Below are 25171 nucleotides of genomic sequence, written 5' to 3'. Positions count from 1 at the left end.
GGCAATGACCTTTATGCCGCAGCTCGTCATGCACAATAAGTTCAACAGCTAATTGGTACACAGCCCTTTTTTGTGGCTGACATTGAGCACGTTATTACATAAAACAGGCCGAGCCATGCTCGGCCTGTTGCTGCCTAGCCGGTCGCCCTGCAGCCGTTAGAAACGGTACTGGGCAGAAGCGTAGAATTCGCGGCCAACAACGTCGAACAAGAAGGTGCTGTAGTACGCGTTACGGCTTTGAGTTGGATCCAGCTCTGGCTCCGAATCAAAGACGTTATTTACCCCGGCACTGAAACGCCAATCTTGGTACTGGTAACCGCCGCTGATGTTGACCTCGGTATGGGCATCCACTCGCTTCGGTGCATCGGCATCAACCCCTTGGCTGTTGCGGCCATTATGCGAACCAATGTACTGCACCAAGGTGTGCAACGAGTAGTTATCCAGCTGCCAACCGATGCTGGCGTTGCCGCGCCACGTTGGCATGAGCTCTAAATCAAGGTAATCCTCAACGGCGCCATCGCGTTCAATCTGTTCTTGCCAGCGGGTAAGGTAAGTACCAGCCGCCCCCAATTTCAGCTCACCCATGCCGTTGGTGCCCAGCAGGTAAGACACGGCAAAATCGATGCCTTGGCTCTCTTGCTTGGCCATGTTGATCGCTTGGGTGCTGATCTGCACCAGCTTGCCTTGGTCGTCTCGCTCCACTCGGCCCGGCAACTGATCTTCATTACGCAGAATAAAGTCTGGGCTTGGCGAGGCGATCACATCGTCCAGATTCATCGCCCAGTAGTCCAGTTGCAGGTGCCAGTTGTTGATGTCGTACACCACCCCAAGGTTCCAGTTGTCGCCGCTTTCCTCTTTCAGGTTGGCGTTGCCACCATTTAACAGCTTAACGCTCTCAACCCCTTCATAGCTGCCATACAAAGTGGTGGTGTTGCCAAACAGTTGCAGCATGTCTGGCGCACGGAAGGTTTCGCCCCAGAAGCCCCGCAGTAACAGGCCGTCAATCGGTCGATACTCTAACGCGGCCTGCTTGGTAAAGCGCCCAGCCACACTGGAAACATCATCGTAGCGGTCGTAACGGCCAGCGGTGGTCAGCAACAGGTCGTCATGCAGGGGCAGCGCAAACTCAACGTAAGCGCCGTATTGGTTACGCTCACCGTTGCTGCCCACATCGCTGCTGCGACCTAACACTTCATCATTCACCACCCCTTGATCCACGTCTTGGGAAAACCACTCGCGGCTGGCTTCAACCCCAGCAGCAAAACCCAATTCGCCGTGGGCTAGGGTCAGCAGATCGCCACTGATCCCAGCACTGAAATCCACTAGGCTCGACTCGCCACGGGTGATGGCGGTGTAATCCAGCGCCGCGGCATCTTCTGCCGACAAGGTGGTCATGATCGAGTTGCCCGCCGCCAGATAGGCCAGCAGCGCCGCATCGGTCGGATTGCCACGTTGAGCCTGCTTCAGCCGTTGCTGGTTGTAACCCAGATTGAGGTCGTATTCGAAGCGCTCGTTCAAACGCCCTTCAATGCCACCATCCACCGCAACGCCGGTGCTGTCGGTTTCGGTGATCCGCGGCCCCATCTCGGTGAAGCGTCGATTGATTTTGTAGTAACCGTCGGCGGCATCGGCAAAGTCGCCATTAAACTGCTGGGTGCCATTAACCACGGTGGCAGAGCCCCCAGGGCTGTAAAGCAGTACGTCGTTGCCGCTGACTTCGAACACAATGTCGCTAGACGCGTACGACTCTAATTCTGATTTGGTGCTGCTGTCAGCCACGCTGGCGTTGGCATACAGACGGTGGCCGTCGTTCAGCTCGTAATCTGCCCGCACCATGGCGGCCAGTCGCTGCTGCTCTGGCATCAAGCTGCGCTGCGAGGCGCGATCGAAGTAACAGTAGCTGTAGTTGCTGTTCCAGATCATGCCCGGTTCATTGCACTGCTGCTCGGACAGTTGACGCAACACCCCAACGGTTTGCCCTTGGTTGTTCAAGGTCATGATGGAACGGGTGAACGAGCTGTAACCGCCGTTTTCACCATTAGGCGACACATCGCTGCCCCACTTGCTGCGCTGGTGGCCGTACAGGGCTTCACGATCTTCATACTCGGCAAACAGGGTGAGGTGGCCTTTGTCGCTGCTCCAGCCCGTAACCATGGACAACTGCGAGGTGGCTAAGCCGCCAGCGTCGGTGTCGCTGTAACGGGCGTTAATGGTGGTGTCGTCCACCTGCTCTTTCATGATGATGTTAACCACCCCGCCTATGGCGTCAGAGCCATACACCGCGGAGGCACCGCTGGTCAGCACTTCAATGCGTTCAATCGCCGCCATCGGCAGGTTGCTGACATCAACAAAGTTGTCGGTGCCGTTGATGCCAAAGGGGTATTTCGCCACGCGCTTGCCGTTGATCAGCGTCAGCGTGCGCCCCGGCCCCGCGCCACGTAAGTTGATGCTGGATGCCGCTGGGGTGGTGCTGGTCGCTTGCTGCTGATTGAAGTTGCCCACCGCGTTTTGGCTAAGGCTATCCAGTGCCTCAAAGACGCTGTCAAAACCGTTGGCGGCGATCTGCTCGGCGCTGATCACCAACAGTGGATTGGCGCTTTCCAAATCCACCTGCTTAATGCGGCTACCGGTCACTTCGATGCGCTCAATGGCTTGGTTTTCTGCGGCGTGGGCGCTTACCGGGGCAAGCACAGCCAAAATCAGGGCGCTCTTAACCGAGCGAGAGACAGCGTTGTACAACATCATTAGGGTACTCATCTAGGGCATGAATCGCGTTTTAATTACGCGATTTTTGATTCATCGTCACGGATGCTCTTACCTATGTAAATCACTGTCAACCAACAACATTTGTTGAATAAACCGCCAGCTTGTTACATCCCTGTTAATGCTGCTTTATTGTTAACAGTCCTACTGTACTGCCACCCCAGCACACCGCCTTTTTACTGTTATTTCTGCCCTTGACGACCGCTACAAACCATTAACAAAACAAAACAGCACTAACCGGCGAATTTAAATAAAGATCATTCGAAAAACTTTACGACCAATAAAGCAGCAGTTGCGACCACGAAAAAAGCGGCCATCGAACTCAATTCGATGACCGCTCAGTCAAGGTGCTACCGGCACTAGCGGATGTGGTATTTGGCGATCCGCCCTTGCAGTTGTTCGGCAATCACCGCCAGATCGGTGGCAACCGCGGTGGTCTCATGGGAGCGCACGCTCAGCTGCTGCGCCATGGTCACCATGCGATGCAAATTGTCGCTCACTTCGGCACTCACCCGCCCTTGTTGCTCGGCGGCGGTGGCGATCTCTTCGCTCACTTGGGTTAATTGGGCCACATCGTCCACCACTCGAGTCAGCTCGCTTTCAGCGGCATCCGCTAGGGTCACGCTGTGGCTCAGCTCTTTCCGGCCTTGATCCATCGCAATCACCGCTTGTTCGCTGTGGTGCTGCAGATCGCCAATCATGGTGTGGATCTGAGCGGTGGATTGCTGAGTGCGGCTCGCTAACGAGCGCACTTCATCCGCCACCACCGCAAAGCCACGGCCTTGCTCGCCGGCACGGGCCGCTTCAATCGCCGCATTCAGCGCCAGCAAGTTGGTTTGATCGGCGATGTTGCCAATCACATCCAAAATTCCGCCAATGTGTTCGCTTTGCTCAGCCAGCTTGGCGATCACCTCGCTGCTTTGCCCCATGGTGGTGTCTAGGCTGCCCAGCGCCTGCACACTTTGCTGCAACTGCTGTTGCCCTTGGCCAACACTGGTGTTGGTGTTATTGGTGCTGGTGTGGGCGTGCTGCACGTTCGCGGCAACGTCGCTGGCACTGGCGCTCATTTCGGTCATGGCGGTGGCAATTTGCTGCACCTGCGCGCTTTGACCATCAATCTGCACATCGGTATCGCGGGCGCTGCCTTGCAGCTGAGCAGAGGAGCTGGCCAAGCGGGCGGCAATGTCGGCCACTTCACTGAGCAAAGCCACCAAGTTGCTTTGCAGGTAGCGTACGTTGTCGGCCAAGCGCCCAATTTCATCGTGGCTTTCAAACGTCAGTGGCCGTTCGAAATGGCCATTCGCCATCCGATCCAGCGCCGCCATCACCCGCTGCAATGGCTGCACCAGTTGCTTCATCAACAACATCCGGCTTAACACAAAGGCCAATAACCCCGACAGCAACATAATGATCGCCCCAGACCACAGCGCTTCATTGGCGTGCTGTTGTACCGCCAACGCGCGGCTGTTGTTGGTGTCAATCAGCTCTTGGGCCAATTCCGCCAACAGCTGGCTGGCATGACGATCGATGCCCCGCACCACACTATCGCCTTGGTGGGGATCGAAACCGCTCTCTTGGAACCGCTGGAACCCATGCTGATACTGGGTGAATAGCTGCTGATGCTCATCAATAAACTGCACCAGTTTTTGATCCGGTTCATCGGCTTTACGCAGCGCCTTCAACAGCTGTTGAGCTTCGGTTTGGATCTGTTGCTGCATCCGCTTAAAGCGATCCCAGTACTTGCTGCGATCTTGCTCGTTAACGCCACGCAGCAGCACGTTTTTCCACTCTTGCACCTGCGTTTTAAATTGCAGATTTAACACATTCAACTGCTGCTCGTGCACCACTTCTTGCTGCATCAAGCTTTGATAGTTCCGCAGTGCCTGTTGCTGGCCAACAATACTCAGCCCCGCTCCGGCAGCCACAATAACCAAGCCCAAAAGCAGGGTGAGCATGGTCTTGGTAACCAAACTTGCGTTGGAAAATAACGACATGGCGTTGTAATCGTTTTGTAATGAAGAATATGGGCCGATTATAAGAGAGTTGCTGCCTGACAACGAGTGCTAATGATCACCTTTGCTACCACGCAGACACAATCAACTAACCCATAATCTGTAAAGGGTTATATCCACTCTCGGCACCGATTCCAATCTGTCCTGTTGGTCACAGAAGCGCTCGCTACCCTTTGCCCACTATCTGCCCACTGCGTAGAATCCCGCACCTTAATTCCTCCAATGGAGTGGCGATGTTCAGTCAATCCTTACCAGCCCAGTTGTTGCGGATGTGCTTTGCCCTCGCTGTGGCTTTACTGGTGGTGCACAACTATCAACCATTACGTGATGCCCTATCGCAAAACGCCGTGGAAGCCGGTTGCCATCAAGGCGACAGCAGTAGCAACACCATGGCCGATCATTCCGGCCACAACATGAGTCACCATTAATGAGCATTTTTCGTTTTCCTATCTTAGTGTGGCTAGGGATCGCCACCTTGATCTTCAGTCTGGGGATCCGCCAATCCTTCGGGATTTTCATGGCGCCGGTGGTTGATACCTTTGGCACTGGCCGTGAGTTTTTCAGCCTCGCCATCGCGGTGCAAAACCTGCTGTTTGGTGCCTTTCAGCCGTTCGTCGGCATGGCCGCCGATCGCTTTGGCCCTAAGCGCATTATCGGTTTGGGCGCGGTAGCCTACGGCGCGGGGCTGTACTTAACCTCCGTCACCCAAGAACCCAATATGCTGTTTATCAGCCTTGGGGTATTGGTGGGCTTGGGCTTAAGCGCCACCAGCTATGTGATTGTGTTAGGCGCCATTGCCCGAGTGGTGCCCGCCGAGCACACCGCCAAAGCCTTTGGCTTAACCACCGCAGCCGGTTCCTTTGGCATGTTTGCGGTGATCCCCGGCGCGCAATCGCTGTTGGCCAATTACGATTGGCAAACGGCGATGCAGTTCTTCGCCTTGTGTTGTTGTGCCATGGTGGCGTTTTCCGCCTTTATGAAAACCAACAACAACGCCAACCCTGCGGCAGCGGCGGCACTGGCACAGGATAAACAAACCTTAAAGCAGGCCCTGCGCGAAGCCTTTAACCACAAAGGTTACTGGCTGATCCACGCCGGTTTCTTTGTGTGTGGCTTCCACGTGATGTTTATCGCCACCCATCTGCCAAGTTACTTAGCCGATAAGCACCTCAGTGCCGACACCGCCGCCATGGCGTTGGCCTACGTTGGCATCTTCAACATCTTTGGTTCCTACTTCTGGGGCGTAATGGGCGATCACTACGACAAACGCCACGTCATGTGCGCGCTGTACCTGCTGCGTACCGCCGTGATTGCCGCGTTCGTTACCTTGCCAGTAACCGAATACACCGCGGTGCTGTTTGGCGGCGCCATCGGCTTCTGCTGGTTGGGCACCGTACCACTGACCTCCGGTTTAGTACGGCAGATCTTCGGCGCTAAGTACATGTCGACCCTGTACGGGCTGGTGTTCTTTACCCATCAGGTTGGCAGCTTCTTAGGCGCTTGGGCCGGTGGCCGCATCTACGATTACTACGGCAGCTACGAACCCATTTGGTACAGCACCGTGGTGTTGGCCTTTATTGCCGCCCTGTTACACCTGCCGATTAACGCCAAGCCGTTAGCGCGCCCCGCCATGGCGTAAGCGCAGCTCCGGCAAAGACCCCATGAAAAAAACCGCCGATTGGCGGTTTTTTTTGTCGTTAGTTCTGGCCGTGCCTTGGCTAACTCGACCGGTTCTGCTGCGCCAATAGCGCTTTGATCTGTTGCAGTTCTTGCTGCAACTCCGCCATGGTTGGCTCTGGGTGTTCCAACGCCTGCAACGCTTGCTGCTCTTTCTCCATCACACTGACCACAATGCCGATCACCATGTTCAAAAAGGCAAAAGCGGTGAAGAAGATGAAGCTCAGGTAGTAGATCCAGCTCCACGAATAGACTTCCATGGTTTCGTACTGGATGTCGGTCCAATCTTCGAAGGTCATCACTCGAAACAGCGTCAGCATCGAGATGGCGATGTCGCGCCACAGGGTGGGGTTGATATCGGCAAACAGGAAGCTGCCCACTGCGGCGTAGATGTAGAAGATGATGAACATCAACAGCAGTACGTACCCCAACTGCGGCAACGCCTTAAGCAGCGAATTGATCAGCACCCGCAGCTCGGGCACCACCGACACCATCCGCAACACTCGGAACACCCGCACCAACCGCGCCAGCAGCGCCATTTCACTGTCGTCGATGGGGATCAGGCTGATCACCACTACTAAGGTATCGAACAGGTTCCAGCCCTTACGCAAAAACTGGCTTTTATTGGGCTCAGCGAAAAAACGCACGCTCAGTTCAAACAGGAAAAACAGGGTGATCAGCAGATCCAAGATGCCGGTAACCGACACCGCCTGTTCGGGCAAATCGAAGGTTTTGGCTCCCACCTCCAATGCCGAGATGATGATCACCGCCACCACCGTTAATTCAAATGCTTTGTTTTCTTTAAGCTGAAACAGCTGGCTTTGAATGTTGTTAACCATACTCACTGCGCCGATCTTCCCTCTAAAAATAATCCCACGTAATCGTGCACCTGCGATTACGCCAGCTACCATAAGCCACTTTCACCTTTCAGCAACCACATTATTTGTATCAATCGCTGTGCCCGCATTGGCAAGATTTCTGCTGTTTTGGCAATAATTTGCGCCATTTGGCCGATTTGGGATCCCAAAAGGTGTCCCAAATCACCCAAAAAACCGCCAGCAACACAAAGCGATAACAATGCCGCTACCGATCGTCAAAGCGAGCCGATCCGGTTCGCTACACCTTAACGCAAACTCGCCACAACGATCACAGCCTCAGCCTTGCCCGTGATTGCAACCGGCGCAATCACAGTCTGCGCCGCACTCAACTCTTACCGTATCGATGCCCCAGCAAAGGGCACTCCGATAGCTTCATAGAGATGAGAATGATGATGAACTCTCCACATATTAAGGTTGCCTCAGTGGCAACGATGCTCGCGCTGGCCTTGGCCGGTTGCAGTGGCGACGACGGCAAAGATGGTCAAGATGGTGCACCTGGCACCCCAGCGCCGATTGTGGCTGACGGCGCTCAGTCCCTGTCGGTTCAGATCGACAGCATTAGCGTTGCCGCAGAATCGAGCCTGACTTTCCACGTCACCAACGAAAACGATCTGCCCGTCGTCGGCCTGAACAAATTTGGCTTTGTGTTAGCGGGCCTAGAGCAGGGCAGCAACGGCGACGCCAACAACTGGAAACTGCTGAGCTCGGAAAGCTGCCCAAGCAGTAAGTACGCCCAATGCGGCACCATCACCGATCACAACAACGGCAGCTACAGCTACCGCTTCGATAAAGACGTAAGCGCCGTTACTGCCTTTGCGCTGGCCGACGACAAGACCCTGCGCCTGAGCCTGCGTACGGGCGGCGAAACCGTGGGTAACTCAGAGGTGGCCTACGCCAACGCCATCCACGACTTCCGCCTTGATGGCAATGCCCTGAGCTACAGCAAGAATGTGGTCAATGCCAGCAATTGTGCCAGCTGCCACGACAGCATCGCCATGCACGGCGGCAAGTACACCGAAGTGGAAACCTGTGTCGCGTGTCACGCCGACAACAAGGTATCGGCCGAAGCCGTTTTCCCCACCTTGGCCCACAAGGTCCACATCGGCGTGATCTCCGCCCCGGTGGGCGGCTGTGACAATTGCCACAGCGCCAACGAAGCCGCGACCGACTTTGAAAACTGGAAGCAAGTGCCCACCTTAGCGACCTGTTCCAGCTGCCACAGCGACGTTGATTTCGCCACCGGCGCTGGCCACGTGGGCGGTAAGCAACCAGACAATGGCAATTGTCAGTCTTGCCACAACGACAACTACACCTCCGTCGAAAGCCACTTGGCCACCTACCAAGGCCAAACCGATCGTCGTGAGAACGTGCACCTGACCGTCACCGACGCCAAGATGGTGGATGTGGCTCAGGCTACTGAAAACCAAGGCAAAGCGGGCGCCGGAGCGGATGATGGCTTCGGCTACGTTCAGCTTAGCGTTGATATTCGCGACCAAGCTGGCACCAGCATGGGGCTGCAGCTCGATAAGACCGACTTCTTCTACTATGCCGAGTTCTACCTGAACTGGGGTGGCCGCGATCTGGCGATGGAACGGGGTAAGGTACTGCGGGTCTTCACCAACAAAGAGAACTACCCAGGCTACGTTGACGACCCTATCGTGTTGGCTTACCAAAATGGCGTAACCACTTACGAGATCGGCCCATTCAAATTAACCGATACCTTCGATGGCGACTTAAACGATTCCTACGGTTTGGTAAACCCACGGATCTGGTTCTGTATGGATCCCGATGGTGAGCTGGAATCCTGTAAGGAAAGCGCCTCGGTTTGGGGGCAAGGTGCCGCCGGCTTCAACTGGCAGCACTACTTCGACCGTGACGGTTTACTGGCAGAGCGCCCTCGCACCCAAGTGGTCAGCAATGAAAAGTGTGGCTCTTGCCACGGCACCACCACTCGCGACAGCGACGGCATGGTGCAGATGACGCTGAACTGCCGCTCTTGCCACCCGGTAACCAAAACCGAGCCAGAGTACTTCGGTACCACCTGTGCATCGGGCTCGGTCGACCACGATGGTGACGGCAGCCTGGATGAGCAGATCATGTTGAAAAACCTGATGCCACGAGGTGAGCGCGATTGGACTACTGCATCCAACGCCGCCGATGAATGCATGGCATGTCACAACGCCAACAACCCGCCAACTCAGGTACTGCGTGATGCTCACACCAAGCAAGGCGATGTCGATTTCGTTGAACAGCTGACCATGAGCCACCCGGATCAGAAAGTGTGGATCCACGCCATGCACGCCAACAACCGCGCCAACCAAGGTGGTGAAGGTTGGGTTCGTAATGTTGAATACTCAGCAGAGCTGGCCAACTGCAGCAAATGTCACGAAGGCGATAGCTTCGGTGCTGAAACCCTGATTGGTCGCAAGCCGCTGGCGCTGGATCTGGATTACATGGACAGCTACGACGGCTTGGATCCGGCTGACGGTAAAGACACCAGCGGCAACAAGCGTTACGCGGTGGATGCCAAAGCCGATGCCTACGTGTCGCCAACCGCCGCCGTGTGCTTAAGCTGTCACGGTAAGCGCGCCGCCACCAACGGCGAGGATCGCAAACAGGTTCGCGCTGAAGTTGTGGCTCACATGAAGCAAAACGGCGCCCAGTTTGGGGTGACCGAGGGTGAGTATAACGGCCAAGAATCCTGTGCCGTTTGTCACAGCCTCGACAACATCAAGACCGTCCACGGTTTGAAGTAACGGATAAAACCGGGGCAGCCATGCTGCCCCGCCATATTCATCCCCTGCAATGTTAATGGCCCAATTTTGTTGGGCCATTATTTCCATCTTTGGGATCATTAAAGCTAGAACTGCATCATGCAAAAATGGATTTTTTATCAGTATCATCCGCAGCGACAACGCACAGTGTCCCTGACTGTTCCTGCGTTTTCTGACTGGGCAGTGAGGTACCAACTTGAAGTTATCTGAACACCTGCAAATCGATCTGGAACGGCGCGAGCTGGTTGACGGTCGCAGCCACCAAAGTGTGCCGCTGTCGTTTGCGGAATTGGCGATCTTATTGTTGTTGCAGCAACGCCAAGGCGAAGTGGTCGATAAACAAAGCCTCACCGACGCAGGTTGGCCCGGCCGCGTCGTGGCGCAGTCGTCGCTCACTCAGTGCATCAGTACCTTGCGGCGCAAGCTGCAGCAACATCACGACATCGAATTAAAAACCATCCCGCGCTACGGCTACAGCCTGTGCCAAGCGGGGCAGTCCCTCGCAGAGGCTGCACCCGCGCAACCGATGACCGCCGCCACAGCCGCCCCCTGCGCCTCAGCCAGGAGCGAACACCCGCAACAACCAAGCAGTCGTCGCCCGCTGGCGCTGTTGCTCGTCAGCCTCTTTGTTGTTGTCGGTACCGTGGCGATGCTGCACGTCAACGGCACCCTGCCCCACTGGGTGGATACCTTACGGCTGCAACAACAGCCCGGTGTTGAAGCCATCAGCACCGAACAGATCCAGATTGGCGCCCACCCCAATCTGGTCCATCACGTCCAGTTCGAACAGAACAATACGCCGCAACCGCTGGCGGCCACCGAGTTTGTCAGTAACTGGCAGCGCATCGACGAGATGATGCCGCAATCGAAGCCACAACAAAGCTACCTAAAACAAAGCCAAGATTTTGATTCCATTGCCCTGTGCGCCAACTACAACGGCCGCTGCAAAGACGCGCTGCCGCTCAATTTGGTGCGCCGCCACCAGCAGCAACCGCCCCTTGATCTGAAATGGCTGTACGACACCAAGCTGCGCATGGAGCAAGTCACCTACAACAAGATCCTGCTTAATCGCTTTGAAGAGCCGCAAGATGGGCTCCTAGAAAACGTCTATCGAGCCGACGTCTATTACTATGGCGACAGCGCCAACGTGGTGCGCGGCGATCTGCGCTTTTCAGTGGTTAATCAAAGTGAAGGCCGTGGCCAACTGCTGGTGGCCGCCTGCTTTACCGACGCCAGCAGCGACATCAGCATGCGTTACGAATTCTCCGGCCCCTTCATCGCCGAGCAGCAACAGCTTGATGGCCAAACCGTTACCCGTTACTTGGTGGAGATTGAAAATCAGAACTTCCGCCGCCCAGCGCAACTGTCGGAAGAGGGCGCGGTGATCTACCGCGAGCTGCAAAAAGCCGTACTGGGCCAAAAACAGATGACCCTGCACCAGCTGTATCAAGACGAACAAAGCGGCGTGTGGATCCTGCCACTGTGGGGAGAAACCGTCGTGTGGGCGCACCGAGCGCAGCTGAAGCTCTAACCCAGTCGCAGCCTACAGCACCAAAAAAGCCTGACCGAAGTCAGGCTTTTTTCATTCACCACAGCACGCTCAAATGGGGTTAGCCAATCAGCATCTGCAAGCCCATGCCCACGCACACCGCGCCAGCAAAGCGGCACAACAGCGCGCCGTTGCCCACTTTGTGCGCCAACTGCACCAGCATCAAGCCGATGATGTGCAAGCTGGCGCTGCCAACGATAAAGCCTAAGGCGTACATCAGCGGCTGAGCTAGGTTGGGCATTTCGGTGCCGTGGGCGTGGCCATGAAACACCGCAAAAAAGGCCACAATCACCAACCCCAGCATGCGGGGCACGCGCTGACCAACGGCCACCACGATGCCCAGCAGCACCACCGACAGCATGATCCCCAGTTCAACAAAGGGCAGCTCTAAGGTCAGCATGCCAACCACACCGCCAGCGGTCATCAGCGCCACAAAGGTCGCGGGAATTTGCCACATCGCCTTGCCGCCGATCTGACCCGCCAAGACCCCCACCAGTACCATGGCCAACAGGTGATCGAGCCCCAGCACGGGGTGAGTCAGTCCGGCTTCAAACCCACTGCCATTGCCCGCGTGGGCCAACGCTAAGTTAGGCACTAATGCCAATAACCCTATTGCTAAACGTCGCATCAAAACTCCTTGAATTGGTTGGTGTTTACCTGAATCTGAGCGCCATTGTGGCGAGCCGATAGCGGCTTTGTCTGTGAGCCACGGCAAAATTGCGCGCTTCGTTTGGCGTAGCCGATAAGGGGATTGGAAGAGTGTGAAGGCGAGCCGGACACAGATCGCAGTATTGCATTCGCCAGCGAACCCAGCGAGGTAACAGCCACAAAAAGGGCTGTGTACCAATGAGCTGTTGAACTTATTGTGCATGACCAGCTGCGGCATAAAGGTCATTGCCGGGACCGCCCGGCGGCGGGCAAGGGACTCGTCCCTTTGCAATCCCAAGCGCCTCCGAGGTGACGACAGCCCCCTCGTTTTCGCAGCATTGCGTTGCAGCAACCGCCAGATGATGACTTAGCCGTGACAGATACGCCGCACTGGCTTTACTGCCGCATCACAGCGTTGAGAAGCTCGCCGCAGGCGACAATAGCGACCGCGCAGCAACGCCAGCAGTTAACTAATACACAACACCAAAAAAGGGCATGAGATCGCGCTCATGCCCTTTATCATGCCGCCAGCAACGGCTACAGCCAGTACGCCAACCCTTGCACTACAGCCAGCGCAAAGAAGCCCGCCAGCACGTCGTCGATCATGATGCCGAAACCGCCGTGGACGTGGCGATCCAGCAGCCGGATCGGCCACGGTTTGAGGATGTCGAAGAAGCGGAAAGCCGCGAAGGCAATAAGCCACCAATGCCAGCCGCTTGGCAGCGCCGCCATGGTGATCAACATCCCCACCACTTCATCCCAAACGATGGCCGGATGATCGTGTTCGCCCATGTCTTTGGCGGTTTTATCGCACAGGTAGATCCCCACCACGCCCATCAACGCCACAATGGCGGCGTACACCGGCAACGACAGATCCTGCATCAACACAAAGAACGGCAACGCCGCCAAGGTGCCAAAGGTGCCCGGCGCTTTAGGGGCTAAGCCTAAACCAAAGCCAAAGGCCAAAAAATGGATGGGATTTCGCATTGAGATCCCGGTAAATCGACTCATTGATTCTCCTTGAAGTGGTTGTAGCCGCTAATGCTGACATCCACCTCTTGGCCGTTACGGCGGTAGCTGATGCCGCTGCCCGCCACAATCTGGCCAATGCAGATCGCGTGGCTGCCCGTTTCTGCCATGGCCGTAGCCAAGGTGCCCTTATCGCTGTCAGACACGGTAAACAGCAGCTCGTAATCTTCACCGCCGCCCAGCGCCAGTTGCAACGCTTGCTCGCGCCCAACCAGCTCGATCAGCTGCGGGTTCAGCGGAATTTGATCCACTTCAAGCTGGGCCGCCACCCCAGAGGCACGCAGGATATGGCCCAGATCAGAGCCCAAGCCATCGGACAGATCCATCGCCGCGCTGGCAATGCCACGCAGGGCAATGCCCGCCGCCAACCGCGGTTTCGGGGTTAGGTGGCGCTCAATAAACGGTTGCCACTGGCTGCCCTGTTCGCCTTGGTACAGCGCCTGCAATCCCGCGCCACTGTCGCCAACGGCCCCGGTGAGGTAGATCCAATCGCCAATCTTGGCCCCATCACGGCGCAACGCGCGATTGATCGGCACATGGCCCTGCATCGTCACCGTTAGGCTTAATGGGCCGCGAGTGGTATCGCCCCCCACTAACGCCACGCCATAGTAATCACACACCTGTTCCAGCCCGCGAGCAAATTCGCTCAGCCAGCCTTCGTCCACATCAGGCATGGTGATCGCCAGCGTCATCCACGCTGGCTCGGCGCCCATCGCCGCCAGATCGCTCAGGTTGACCGCCACGGTTTTAACAGCCAACTTGGCCGGACAGATGTCAGCAAAGAAGTGAATGCCACTGACCAAGGTATCGGTCGACACCACCAGATGGTGGCCTTCCGGCACGGCTAAAATGGCACCGTCGTCCCCCACCCCTAGCACCACATCCTTACGGCTGCGGCGGTGGGTAAAGAAACGCTCAATGATAGAAAATTCACCAGTACTCATAACGTATTACCAATCCGTGCTGATATTGTTTGCGCAACTGAAATGCAAAAGGCCCCAGGCAAGGCCGTTAACGCCGGCTGATGATCAGCACAGAGTTAACGAACGCCGCATGGAGCCCTTTTCTGCCCGCCGTCGTGGTGGCATTAGCACAAGGCTAAATCACCAAATGGTGGGCGTCTGAGTTGTTCAGATATCAAGGTGGAGTGGTGTACGGCCAACGCCAGCGCTGGCCATACTCCTTGTCTTAATTCCCGCAGTTACCCCGCGGGCTGAACTGATTAACCGTTTTGACGGTTAATGGAAATGGCCAGCTTATCCAGCACGCCATTCACAAATTTGTGGCTTTCTTCGGCACCAAAAACTTTAGCCAGTTCAATGGCTTCGTTAATGGCGACCTTGTAAGGCACATCATCGCGACAGATCAGTTCATATGCACCCAAGCGCAAAATGGCCAGCTCTAACTGATCCACTTCCTCAACCAAACGAGCCAAGTTTGGCTTCAATTTGGCGTCCAGAGAAGCCGCTTGGTTAGACACACCAGACAGCAGCTCGCGGAAGTAAGCTACATCGGCAGCTTGCGTATCTTGTTCGGTTAGGAACTGATGCTCTACATCGGCAACGGCGTTACCGCTCATCTGCCAGGAGTAGAGGGCCTGTACCGCCAATTGGCGGGCTTTACGACGCTCTGAAGGCTTCACACAACTCTCCAATCTGACCTTAGTCGGCCAGCTGATTCAATACGTTAACCATTTCGAGTGCACTCAAAGCAGCTTCGCCGCCTTTGTTACCAGCTTTGGTGCCGGCGCGCTCGATGGCTTGTTCAATGGTATCGACGGTCAGTACCCCGAAAGACACTGGAGTATCAAACTCCAACATCACTTGGGCCAGTCCCTTGTTGCACTCACCGGCAACGAAATCGAAGTGTGGCGTGCCGCCGCGGATCACTGCACCCAGTGCGATGATGGCGTCGAACTCGCCTTTTGCTGCTAAGCGGCGAGCGACCAGTGGCAGCTCGAAAGCGCCCGGCGCACGAACAACAGTGATGTTGTCATCGCTAACCTGACCAAAACGCTTCAGGGTGTCTAATGCGCCTTCAACTAGGCTCTCAACCACAAAGCTGTTGAAACGACCGACGACCAGAGCAATTTTAGCGTCTTTGGCTGCGATGTTACCTTCGATAACGTTCATGTTATTTTCCATTTTCTGTTCTTAACGCCCAGTGATGGGCAAAAAAGTGGCCGTATAATAGCACAATCGGCGGCGATAACAGCCGCCGGTTTTGCGATGTTATTGGTGAATGTATTCCACGACTTCTAAGCCAAAGCCAGAGAGCGAGTGATAACGCTTCTGACCCGACAGTAAGCGCATCTTAGTCACGCCCAGATCCGCCAAAATTTGTGAGCCAACGCCCACGGTGCGCGGCGCTTCAAACGCCGGACGCTGGCCGATCTCGGTGCCGCTTTGGCTGCGGGCTAACGCTTCAATCTGTTCCAGCATGTCTTGCTCTTGATGTTCGCGCCCAACCAGCACCACCACCCCACCTTCGGCGGCAATTTTGGCCATCGCTTGCTCAATCGGCCAAGTGGTTTCGCCTTTATGGCTGGCGCCCAGCAAGTCACGCAGCGGATCGCCTAGGTGCACCCGCACCAAGGTTTCGTCGCCAATCTCGCCTTTCACCAGCGCCACGTGGCGTTGGTTGTCGATGGTGTCGCGGTACAGGGTCAGTTCAAACTCGCCGTGTTTGGTCGGCAAGGTGCACTGGCTCTCTTTCACGATGGTGGTTTCGTTGTGGTTGCGGTACTCAATCAAATCGGCAATGGTGCCCACTTTCATGTCGTGCTCGGCCGCAAACTCTTCCAGCTCTGGGCGACGGGCCATGGTGCCGTCTTCGTTTAGGATCTCAACAATCACCGCAGCGGATTCAAACCCAGCCAAACGCGCCAGATCCACCGACGCTTCGGTGTGGCCAGCGCGGTTGAGCACGCCGCCGTCTTTGGCGCGCAGTGGGAAGATGTGCCCCGGCTGCACCAGATCTGCCGGGCTGGCGTCTTTGGCAACGGCCGCTTGCACGGTCACCGCGCGATCCGAGGCGGAGATCCCAGTGGTCACCCCTTTGGCCGCTTCAATCGATACGGTGAAGGCGGTCGCAAACTGCTCGGTGTTGCGGCTCACCATCTGATGCAACCCCAGCTGATCACAGCGATCGGCACTCATTGGCATACAGATAAGGCCACGGCCGTAGCGCGCCATAAAGTTGATGGCTTCCGGCGTTACCGCTTCGGCAGCCATGATCAGATCGCCTTCGTTCTCGCGATCTTCGTCGTCCATCAGGATCACCATTTTGCCCAGACGGATATCTTCAATAATCTCTTCGATGCTGTTCAGCGCCATTGTGATCAGTTCCTTTTACTTCACGAAGCCGCTACGGGCCAAGGTTTCTAGCGTCAAACCGCTGCTTGCCGGCGCTTCAGCCTGGCCCTGCATCAGTTTCTCTAAATAGCGAGCGATCAAATCCACCTCTAGGTGCACTTTATCGCCCACAGCTAAATCGATAATGGTGGTTTCGGCCGCGGTGTGCGGCACAATGGTTAAGCGAAAACGAGCGCCATCCACTTCATTGATGGTAAGGCTGACCCCATCCACCGTAACCGAACCTTTGTGGGGCAGATAGCGGCCCAGTTGCGCCGGCGCTTGCAGCCAAAACTCGATAGCCCGGCCACGCACTTCACGACTGGCGACGGTGGCCACGCCATCCACATGGCCGCTGACCAAGTGCCCACCCAAACGGGTGTTGGGGGTAACGGCGCGCTCGAGGTTAACCCGCTGACCCACGCTAAAGCCGCCAAAGTTGGTTAGGCTTAAGGTTTCCGCCGACAGATCCGCCACAAAGTGATCGGCGCCTTGGCTGACCACGGTTAAGCAAACGCCGTTGGTGGCAATGGAATCGCCCAACTGCACGTCATCCAGCGGCAACTTGCCGGTGGCTACGGTTAGGCGTAAGTCACCACCGCGGGCTTCCAGTTTGCGGAGGCTACCCACCGCTTCAATGATTCCGGTAAACACTTATCTCTCCCGTCGCGTCAGAGTTAGGCGCAGATCGCCGCCGACAAGACGTACATCGTTAAATTGCAGACTAACCGCGTCGGTCATCCGCGTGAATTCGGGCAGCTCAAGCAAGCCACGGGCGGGGTTGCCCATCAGCTTCGGCGCTTGATAAAGAATAATTTCATCCCACAATTCGGCGCTGATAAAGGCGCCCGCCAAGTTGGAACCGGCTTCCACTAGCACTTCGTTGATGCCGCGTTTGCCCAGCTCCATCATCAGCATGATCAAATCCACTTTGCCGTCGCGAGGGGCGCTGCGCCACGTGCTGACCGCTGCTGGCCAGTCGCATTCGTACTCGCCGGTGCTGGCCAGCAGAATGTCACCAGGGCACTGCAGCAACTGCAGCGGCGGCGCTAAGCGGTTGCGGCCATCAATCACCACTCGCAGTGGCTGTTGCAGCTCGGCGGCGGCCACCTGCGCTTGCCAGTGCCCCAGTTCGCCGTGGCGCACGTTCATGCTGGGATCGTCCGCCAGCACCGAATCGGTGCCGGTGATGATGGCGTCGCTTTGGGCGCGCAACCGCTGTACGTCTTGTCGCGCCTTGGGGCCGGTGATCCACTGCGATGCGCCATTGGCTAAAGCGGTGCGGCCATCAACGCTGGCGGCGATCTTAATCCGCACCAGCGGGAAACCGGTACGCATGCGCTTAATAAAGCCCGGATTCAGGGCTTCGGCGTCGGCTTGCAGCAAGCCGTGCTGCACCTCGATGCCCGCGTCTTGCAGCATCTTTAAGCCACGGCCTGCCACTTGCGGGTTGGGATCCACCATCGCCGCCACGACCCGAGCCACGCCGGCGTTGATTAACGCTTCCGCGCACGGCGGGGTGCGGCCATAGTGGCTGCAGGGCTCAAGGGTAACGTAGGCGGTGGCACCACGGGCGGCGTCGCCAGCGGCGCGCAAGGCATGCACTTCAGCATGGGGCTCGCCCGCTTTTAAGTGGGCACCTTCGCCCACCACCTGGCCATCATTGACAATCACGCAGCCAACCCGTGGGTTAGGGCGGGTGGTCAGCAAGCCACGAGCAGCCAGCTTCAGCGCGCGGGTCATGTGGCGTGCATCGATTTCAGAGAACATTAGCGTTTGTCCAAACTGGCGATCACTTCGCCAAACTGAGCCAAATCATCAAAGGAGCGGTACACCGAAGCAAAACGGATGTAGGCCACCTTATCCAGTGTAAGCAGTTGTTCCATCACCAAGTTGCCCAACAGATCTGAGCCCACTTCGCGTTCGCCGGTGGCGCGCATTGCGGATTTAATCTTCGAGATAGCCTGCTCGATTTGATCTGCGCCTACTGGGCGCTTTTCCAACGCCCGCTGAATCCCCCGACGCAGCTTCTCCTCATCAAACGGTTGGCGGGCGCCATCTTGTTTGATCACACGAGGCATCACCAGCTCGGCGGTTTCAAAGGTAGTGTAACGTTCATGACAGGTTAGGCATTCACGACGACGGCGCACTTGATGGCCATCAGCAACCAACCGGGAATCGATAACTTTAGTATCGTTAGCAGCACAGAATGGGCAGTGCATGATCCCTCCGGTTATTGGAAATGTGGAAATAAATTAACTGGCAAGAATACCGAATTTTGGCCGTGGTGGTAAGTCGGCCGATCCAAAAAAAGCCCGCAATATTGCGGGCTTTTGGGCAGCATTCGGGGTTAGATCACGCGTAAACAGGGAAGCGAGCGCACAGCTCAAGCACCTGTGCCTTCACCCGCTCTTCAACCGCCGCGTCGCCAAAGTTATCTAAAATGTCGCAGATCCAGCCGGTCAGCTCGCGCGCTTCGGATTCGCCCAAGCCACGACGGGTTAACGCCGGAGTACCAATACGCAGGCCCGAGGTCACAAATGGGCTGCGTGGATCGTTCGGCACCGAGTTCTTATTGACGGTGATGTTGGCACGGCCCAGCGCCGCATCGGCGTCTTTACCGGTAATGTCTTTGCTGATCAGATCCAGCAAGAACAAGTGGTTGTGGGTGCCACCGGAAACGATGTCGTAGCCACGCCCCATAAACACATCGGCCATCGCTTGGGCGTTGGTAACCACCTGCTGTTGGTAGATCTTAAATTCTGGCTGCAGCGCTTCTTTAAAGGCCACCGCTTTGGCGGCAATCACGTGACACAACGGGCCACCTTGGCCACCTGGGAACACCGCCGAGTTCAGCTTCTTGGTGATGGTTTCATCATCAATGGCCGACAAAATCAGGCCGCCGCGCGGGCCCGCCAAGGTTTTGTGGGTGGTGGTGGTGACGACGTGGGCGTGCGGCAGTGGGTTGGGGTACACCCCTGCGGCAATCAAACCGGCCACGTGGGCCATATCCACAAACAGGTACGCGCCAACTTCATCGGCAATTTCGCGGAACTTAGCCCAGTCGATAACGCCAGAGTAAGCCGAGAAACCGGCGATCAGCATCTTCGGCTTGTGCTCCAGTGCCAACTGACGCACTTCGGCGTAATCGATTTCACCGGACTCTGGGGTGATGCCGTACTGCACCGCGTTGTAGATTTTGCCCGAAAAAGAAACGGAAGAACCGTGGGTTAGGTGACCACCGTGGGCGAGGCTCATGCCCAGTACGGTATCGCCTGGCTGCAGCAACGCCATGAAGACCGCGGCGTTGGCTTGAGAACCAGAGTGCGGCTGCACGTTGGCGTAAGTGGCGCCAAACAGTTCACAGGCGCGATCGATCGCCAGCTGTTCCGACACATCAACGTGCTCACAACCGCCGTAGTAACGCTTGTTGGGGTAGCCTTCGGCATACTTATTGGTCAGCTGCGAACCCTGTGCTTCCAGTACGCGTGGGCTGGTGTAGTTTTCCGACGCGATCAGCTCGATGTGTTCTTCTTGGCGAACCCGCTCCGCCTCCATGGCCGTCCATAACTCTGGGTCAAAGTCGGCGATGTTCATCTTCTTTTCCAGCATACCTGTCTCCGTGGCGCTTCGTTCTTGTAGGGTTGCGCGAAAGTTTACTCGCTAAGCCTGTGGAACCCAAGCCTTGACCGACGCAAATAAACAACACGTTGTTCACCATATAAAAACGCTGCGTTTGAGGTAACGGATGAGTTGCTTTGGCGTATCGGTTATTGCTGGGATCGCCCAGCGGCGGGCAAGGCGCGAAAGTGACGCTGTGCTTAAGGCAGTGGGGATCCCAAAGGGGATTTATCCCCCCTCTTTTCTACGAGCGAGTGTGCCGTCGCCACCGCGACCTAACCACTTAAAAGCAACGTTGCGGCATCGCACCGCAGGTGCCAATGCCTTCACCACAGCAACCCCCAACCGTGGGTAACCAAGACACCGCCACGAAAAAGCCCCTGTTACGCGAACCGTAACAGGGGCTTTAGTGGCAACCTAGCGCCGCGCACGCCATGAGGGCGGCAGCAGCTAAGGGGCGCCTTAGAACACGTAGTTGAGGTTCACGCTGCCGTAACGACCCGGCTGGGTGTAATCGCTGTCGCGGCCACCGAGCATCTCGGTTAAGCCTTTAGACAGCCCCGCCACATCGGTGTAGTTGGTGTATTGCTTGTCCAGCAGGTTGTGTACCCCTGCGCGCAGCTTCAACGACTCGCTCAGTTCCAGCCCCACGGTTAAGTCCACCACGGCGTAACCGGCGGTGGTGTAAACCTCGTTCAGGTGACCCATAAATGGCCCTTCCACCAACTTCTGCTTAGTCACTTTGTCTTGATCATCAGCAAAGCGCACCGCCAAGTTGAACTCTGCAGGCATGGCACCAAACTCAGCAAACTGCTGCAACGATACTACCCCTTGCAGCGGGCTGATGCTGTTGAGGTAGTTGCCGTCGCCATCTTTGCCGTGGGTGTAAGCGACGTTGCCGGACAGCTGGGTGTCCTGTCCCAACCACTGGCTCAGTTGCAGCTCAACCCCGCGCAACTTCACCTTGTCGATGTTGGTGTATTGGTAGGTTAAGAAACCGGTTGGCTCCCACTCAATAAAATCATCGGCTTCGGTGTAGAACAGGGTCATTTCATAGTTGGTGTCACGATGCTGGCCACGCACGCCCAGCTCGATGGTGTCACTGGACTCGGACTCCAAATCGTAATTCGGTTTGACCTGCACAGGGAAAGGCATCTTGCCGACTTTCACTTCCAGTTCGCCCCACTTTTGATCTGGGGTTGGCATCTTGTAGCCGTGAGCGTACTGAGCGTAAACGCTCACGTCGTCGCTGACGCCATAGATCAGACCCAACTTTGGCGACCAGAAGTCGTCACTCATGCTTTTGAAGTTCTTCGGATCTTTACCCGCTTCTTCTGCTTGAGCCGCATTAGGATCGTTGTAGAAGTTGTCGTAACGCAATGCCGCAATCACATTGAGCGCATCGCTCACAGTGATCTCATCTTGGATAAAAGCACCACTGCGTAAACTGTCGGTATCTGGGAAGGCAAAAGGCTGCTTTGCAACCGGCTGACCAAATTGCAAAACCACGTAGTCTCGGGTTCGGCTCATGCTGGAATGTTCTACATCGAAGCCATAAACCAACTGATGGTTATTCAGTGCTTTGGTGTAAACAGAGCTAACACCATAACGCTGCTCTTCAAAACGGTATTCGCGGTTTAGATCGGTGTCGCTATCGATGTAATCACGCCACTCATTCTGATCGGTTAAACCGTAGTAAAACACCACTTCAGAAGTATCAAAGGCGGCGTGCTGAGCGTTGGTGCGAACTTTCAATGACCCATTCCATACTTCGGTCGTACGGTCGGTATCAATGAAAGTGTCGGTTTCCTCGGCGCTACTGTTGCGAACGCTCTCGTACCGATCCAGCTGCTGACGCAGGTAATCGATGCTCAACTGCAGTTCGGTGGCGCCGCTTAACTGGTAGCTGGATTTTAAGGTGATGCTGTCGGTCAGCAGATCCGAATCCGGCATATCATCATCGTAATTAGACTGCTCTTCACCGTCGCGGTGTTGCACGCTGATCATCGATTCCACATCGCCATAGGCCGCCGCCGCCGTGACCCCGGTGAACCATTCGTTGTTCATGCCGGTGAAACCGCTGTTTACGCTTAAGTAGCGATCGTCGCCATACAGGTAATCGCCCGCGTCTTTGGTGGTCATCACCACCACGCCGCCCAGCGCATCAGACCCATAAATGCTTGATGCGGCCGCTTTCACCACTTCAACCTGTTTCAGGTTGGTGACTTCGGTTAAGCCACGGCCGGTGCCTTCAGCGCCGGGGCCCAATGGCGAAGCGTACTGGTTGTTCACCCGCACCCCATCTTTCACCATCATCACCCGGTTGCCGCCGATGCCCCGAATGGTTACCGACGACGATTTACCGGCACCGCCTTTCACATCCACCGCCGCGTTGGTGCGGAACAGCGTGGCGAAATCGGTGCTCATGTTGCGGGCGATCTCTTCTTCGTCAATTACGCTAACGGCACCGGCCACCTGTTGCAGGTTTTGCTCCACCCGCGAGGCGGAGATCACCATAACTTCAACATCATCTCGTACGGTTTCGGCCTGCGCGCCAATCGGCGCAAACAGCGCCGCGGCGACCGCACAACCAAGTGCAGTTTTCTTCATGTTCATCATCAATTCCTGAGTCGCCCTCAACATCACGGCCGCCGTAAATAGCAACCATTCTCAGCTGGGTGAGGTAAGGGCGCGAAAAGTAGCAAAGCTGAAGCAAGAAAACCGCGCGGTAGCTCTCATTTTTCTGTGCAAAAACTCACCTCAACCTAGCGGCAAAGCCAGCACCACAGTCTGATAATTCGCCGTTAACAAATGCAGCCTTACGGCAATCTTTTCGCGGTGACAGCGCCGTACTGCAAATTTGCCCCGCCAAGGCATTTTTGCGGTAAAATTACGCCTTTAACTCAGCGAATAAGTGCGAAAAACAATGGCCCAGTTCATTTACAGCATGCTCCGCGTTGGCAAAGTTGTGCCGCCGAAGCGTCATATTCTGAAAGACATCTCCCTCTCGTTCTTCCCCGGCGCCAAGATCGGCGTATTAGGTTTGAACGGCGCCGGAAAATCCACCCTGCTGCGGATCATGGCCGGGGTTGATACCGAGTTTGAAGGCGAAGCCCGCCCACAAGCTGGCACCAAAGTCGGTTACCTGCCGCAGGAACCGAAGCTGGACGAAAACCAAACCGTGCGCGAAGCGATTGAAGAAGCCGTTGCCGACGTGGCCGGTGCAATGAAGCGACTGGACGAGGTGTACGCTGAGTACGCCGAAGAAGGCGCCGACTTTGATGCCCTCGCCAAAGAGCAAGGCGAGCTGGAAGCGATCATCAACGCCAAAGATGGCCACAACCTTGAAAACGCCCTAGAGCGCGCCGCCGATGCCATGCGTCTGCCCGCGTGGGATGCCAAAATTGGCAACCTGTCCGGTGGTGAACGCCGCCGTGTGGCGCTGTGTCGTCTGTTGCTGGAAAAGCCAGACATGCTGCTTCTGGACGAACCAACCAACCACTTGGATGCCGAATCCGTGGCGTGGCTGGAACGCTTCTTAGTGGAATACCCAGGCACCGTGGTGGCCATTACCCACGATCGTTACTTCTTGGACAACGCCGCTGGCTGGATCTTAGAACTGGACCGTGGTGAAGGCATTCCATGGGAAGGCAACTACTCCTCCTGGCTGGAACAAAAAGACGCCCGTCTGCAGCAGGAAGCCTCGCAAGAGAAAGCCCGCCAGAAGTCGATCCAGAAAGAGTTGGAGTGGGTTCGCCAGAATCCAAAAGGTCGCCAAGCCAAATCCAAAGCCCGTATGGCCCGCTTTGACGAGCTGAACACTGCTGAATACCAGAAGCGTAACGAAACCAACGAGCTGTTTATCCCGCCAGGACCACGTCTGGGCGACAAAGTGGTGGACATCGAAAACCTGACCAAATCCTACGACGGCCGCGTGCTGATTGATGATTTGTCGTTCTCGGTGCCTAAGGGCGCCATTGTTGGCATCATCGGTTCGAACGGTGCCGGTAAATCCACCCTGTTCCGCATGATGAGCGGCCAAGAGCAGCCAGATTCCGGCTCCATCACCTTGGGCGACACCGTTAAGATCGCCTCGGTGGATCAGTTCCGCGATGACATGGACGATTCAAAAACCGTGTTTGACGAAGTGTCTGGCGGTCAAGACATCATGAAGATCGGCAGCTTCGAGATCCCTTCTCGCGCTTACGTATCGCGCTTTAACTTTAAAGGCAGCGATCAGCAGAAGCGCGTGGGCGAACTGTCCGGTGGTGAACGTGGCCGCTTGCACCTTGCCAAGCTGCTGCAAACCGGCGGCAACTTGCTGCTGTTGGATGAGCCAACCAACGACTTGGACATCGAAACCCTGCGCGCGCTGGAAAACGCCCTGCTGGACTTCCCTGGCTGTGCCATGGTGATCTCGCACGACCGTTGGTTCCTCGACCGCGTTGCCACTCACATTCTGGATTACCGCGACGAAGGCAAGCACAACTTCTTTGAAGGCAACTTCCAAGAATACGCTGACTGGATGAAGAAAGAGCAAGGCATCGACATCACCGAGCCGCACCGCGTTAAGTACAAGCGCATCAGCTGATCGTTTCGTTGATGGCGTTTGTCGCAATGCCAGAAGCCGCACTGAACAGTGCGGCTTTTTTGTGGGCGGGTGTTTTGCGGCTGCTGTTGTAGGTCGGCATTGAATGCGAGAGAGGCATTGCCGCCTGCGGCGTGTGCCTTTGGCGTGGCTTGCACTGGGTTATGTCGCGGTGGCGGCGGTAGAGCAAAATCAAAAGCGTTGGCCGCAAGGTCAAGGAGTAGGGCTGCTCGTGAGCAGCCACAGTTGCGGATGCGGCGCAGGAACAAGCGCGGGCGG

19 protein-coding genes are annotated in these 25171 nt (G+C 56.3%); 5 read left to right on the top strand and 14 right to left on the bottom strand.

The window, feature by feature from the left end:
* Positions 1 to 156 precede the first annotated feature (156 nt).
* Both Q0796_RS15565 and Q0796_RS15560 read right to left on the bottom strand, forming a co-directional pair.
* Positions 157 to 2745, bottom strand: coding sequence for a TonB-dependent receptor (locus tag Q0796_RS15565; RefSeq protein WP_298444810.1), 2589 nt, complete (start codon positions 2743 to 2745; stop codon positions 157 to 159).
* A 377-nt stretch (positions 2746 to 3122) separates the two neighbouring features.
* Positions 3123 to 4757, bottom strand: a complete 1635-nt coding sequence (locus Q0796_RS15560) for a methyl-accepting chemotaxis protein (protein WP_298444808.1) — start codon at positions 4755 to 4757, stop codon at positions 3123 to 3125.
* A 251-nt stretch (positions 4758 to 5008) separates the two neighbouring features.
* Here Q0796_RS15560 and Q0796_RS15555 point away from each other — a divergent pair, with 251 nt between their 5' ends.
* Both Q0796_RS15555 and Q0796_RS15550 read left to right on the top strand, forming a co-directional pair.
* Entirely contained in the window at positions 5009 to 5203 is a 195-nt protein-coding gene (locus Q0796_RS15555; protein WP_298444806.1) for a hypothetical protein, read from the top strand.
* On the top strand, positions 5203 to 6414 hold the full coding sequence (locus tag Q0796_RS15550; RefSeq protein WP_298444805.1) for an MFS transporter: 1212 nt from the start codon (positions 5203 to 5205) through the stop codon (positions 6412 to 6414). The genes Q0796_RS15555 and Q0796_RS15550 overlap by 1 nt, the downstream gene beginning before the upstream one ends.
* 79 nt (positions 6415 to 6493) lie before the next feature.
* On the opposite strand, the gene Q0796_RS15545 is transcribed toward Q0796_RS15550, so the two are convergent.
* Positions 6494 to 7291 carry an ion transporter gene (locus Q0796_RS15545; protein ID WP_298444815.1) on the bottom strand — a complete coding sequence of 266 codons (798 nt, stop codon included), beginning with the start codon at positions 7289 to 7291 and terminating at the stop codon, positions 6494 to 6496.
* Positions 7292 to 7752: 461 nt separating this feature from the next.
* On the opposite strand from Q0796_RS15545, the gene Q0796_RS15540 reads away from it, so the two are divergent.
* Together Q0796_RS15540 and Q0796_RS15535 are read left to right on the top strand one after the other, a co-directional pair.
* Positions 7753 to 10086, top strand: a complete 2334-nt coding sequence (locus tag Q0796_RS15540; protein WP_298444804.1) for a hypothetical protein — start codon at positions 7753 to 7755, stop codon at positions 10084 to 10086.
* A gap of 214 nt (positions 10087 to 10300) precedes the next feature.
* On the top strand, positions 10301 to 11635 hold the full coding sequence (locus Q0796_RS15535; protein WP_298444802.1) for a winged helix-turn-helix domain-containing protein: 1335 nt from the start codon (positions 10301 to 10303) through the stop codon (positions 11633 to 11635).
* 79 nt (positions 11636 to 11714) lie between these two features.
* Here Q0796_RS15535 and Q0796_RS15530 read toward each other — a convergent pair whose 3' ends face one another.
* The 11 genes from Q0796_RS15530 to Q0796_RS15480 all read right to left on the bottom strand — a co-directional run bounded on the left by Q0796_RS15530 (position 11715) and on the right by Q0796_RS15480 (position 22914).
* Complete coding sequence (locus tag Q0796_RS15530) at positions 11715 to 12281, bottom strand: HupE/UreJ family protein (protein WP_298444801.1); 567 nt, start codon at positions 12279 to 12281, stop codon at positions 11715 to 11717.
* Positions 12282 to 12838: 557 nt separating this feature from the next.
* On the bottom strand, positions 12839 to 13312 hold the full coding sequence (locus tag Q0796_RS15525) for a phosphatidylglycerophosphatase A (RefSeq protein WP_298444799.1): 474 nt from the start codon (positions 13310 to 13312) through the stop codon (positions 12839 to 12841).
* Entirely contained in the window at positions 13309 to 14274 is a 966-nt protein-coding gene (thiL, locus tag Q0796_RS15520; RefSeq protein ID WP_298444798.1) for a thiamine-phosphate kinase, read from the bottom strand. Before thiL ends, Q0796_RS15525 begins: the two co-directional genes overlap by 4 nt.
* 278 nt (positions 14275 to 14552) lie before the next feature.
* Positions 14553 to 14972, bottom strand: coding sequence for a transcription antitermination factor NusB (gene nusB / locus Q0796_RS15515; RefSeq protein ID WP_298444796.1), 420 nt, complete (start codon positions 14970 to 14972; stop codon positions 14553 to 14555).
* 19 nt (positions 14973 to 14991) lie between these two features.
* Positions 14992 to 15462, bottom strand: a complete 471-nt coding sequence (ribE, locus tag Q0796_RS15510) for a 6,7-dimethyl-8-ribityllumazine synthase (RefSeq protein WP_298444794.1) — start codon at positions 15460 to 15462, stop codon at positions 14992 to 14994.
* Positions 15463 to 15561: 99 nt separating this feature from the next.
* Positions 15562 to 16665 carry a bifunctional 3,4-dihydroxy-2-butanone-4-phosphate synthase/GTP cyclohydrolase II gene (ribBA, locus tag Q0796_RS15505; RefSeq protein ID WP_298444792.1) on the bottom strand — a complete coding sequence of 368 codons (1104 nt, stop codon included), beginning with the start codon at positions 16663 to 16665 and terminating at the stop codon, positions 15562 to 15564.
* 15 nt (positions 16666 to 16680) lie between these two features.
* Complete coding sequence (locus Q0796_RS15500; protein ID WP_298444790.1) at positions 16681 to 17337, bottom strand: riboflavin synthase; 657 nt, start codon at positions 17335 to 17337, stop codon at positions 16681 to 16683.
* Positions 17338 to 18453 carry a bifunctional diaminohydroxyphosphoribosylaminopyrimidine deaminase/5-amino-6-(5-phosphoribosylamino)uracil reductase RibD gene (gene ribD, locus Q0796_RS15495; protein ID WP_298444789.1) on the bottom strand — a complete coding sequence of 372 codons (1116 nt, stop codon included), beginning with the start codon at positions 18451 to 18453 and terminating at the stop codon, positions 17338 to 17340.
* Complete coding sequence (gene nrdR, locus Q0796_RS15490) at positions 18453 to 18905, bottom strand: transcriptional regulator NrdR (RefSeq protein WP_298444787.1); 453 nt, start codon at positions 18903 to 18905, stop codon at positions 18453 to 18455. The genes ribD and nrdR overlap by 1 nt, the downstream gene beginning before the upstream one ends.
* Before the next feature lie 133 nt (positions 18906 to 19038).
* The gene (gene glyA, locus Q0796_RS15485) at positions 19039 to 20295 is read right to left on the bottom strand and encodes a serine hydroxymethyltransferase (RefSeq protein ID WP_298444785.1); all 1257 of its coding nucleotides are present in this window, start codon (positions 20293 to 20295) and stop codon (positions 19039 to 19041) included.
* 471 nt (positions 20296 to 20766) lie between these two features.
* Positions 20767 to 22914 (bottom strand): TonB-dependent hemoglobin/transferrin/lactoferrin family receptor, encoded by a 2148-nt coding sequence (locus Q0796_RS15480; RefSeq protein ID WP_298444783.1) that lies wholly within the window; start codon positions 22912 to 22914, stop codon positions 20767 to 20769.
* Positions 22915 to 23230: 316 nt separating this feature from the next.
* Between Q0796_RS15480 and ettA the strand changes: the two genes are divergently transcribed.
* The gene (gene ettA, locus Q0796_RS15475) at positions 23231 to 24895 is read left to right on the top strand and encodes an energy-dependent translational throttle protein EttA (RefSeq protein WP_298444782.1); all 1665 of its coding nucleotides are present in this window, start codon (positions 23231 to 23233) and stop codon (positions 24893 to 24895) included.
* The last annotated feature ends 276 nt before the right edge of the window (positions 24896 to 25171 follow it).

The sequence above is a fragment of the uncultured Ferrimonas sp. genome, from assembly GCF_947489035.1.
Classification (GTDB): Bacteria; Pseudomonadota; Gammaproteobacteria; order Enterobacterales; family Shewanellaceae; genus Ferrimonas.
This window is presented reverse-complemented; position numbering and strand designations above follow the sequence as displayed.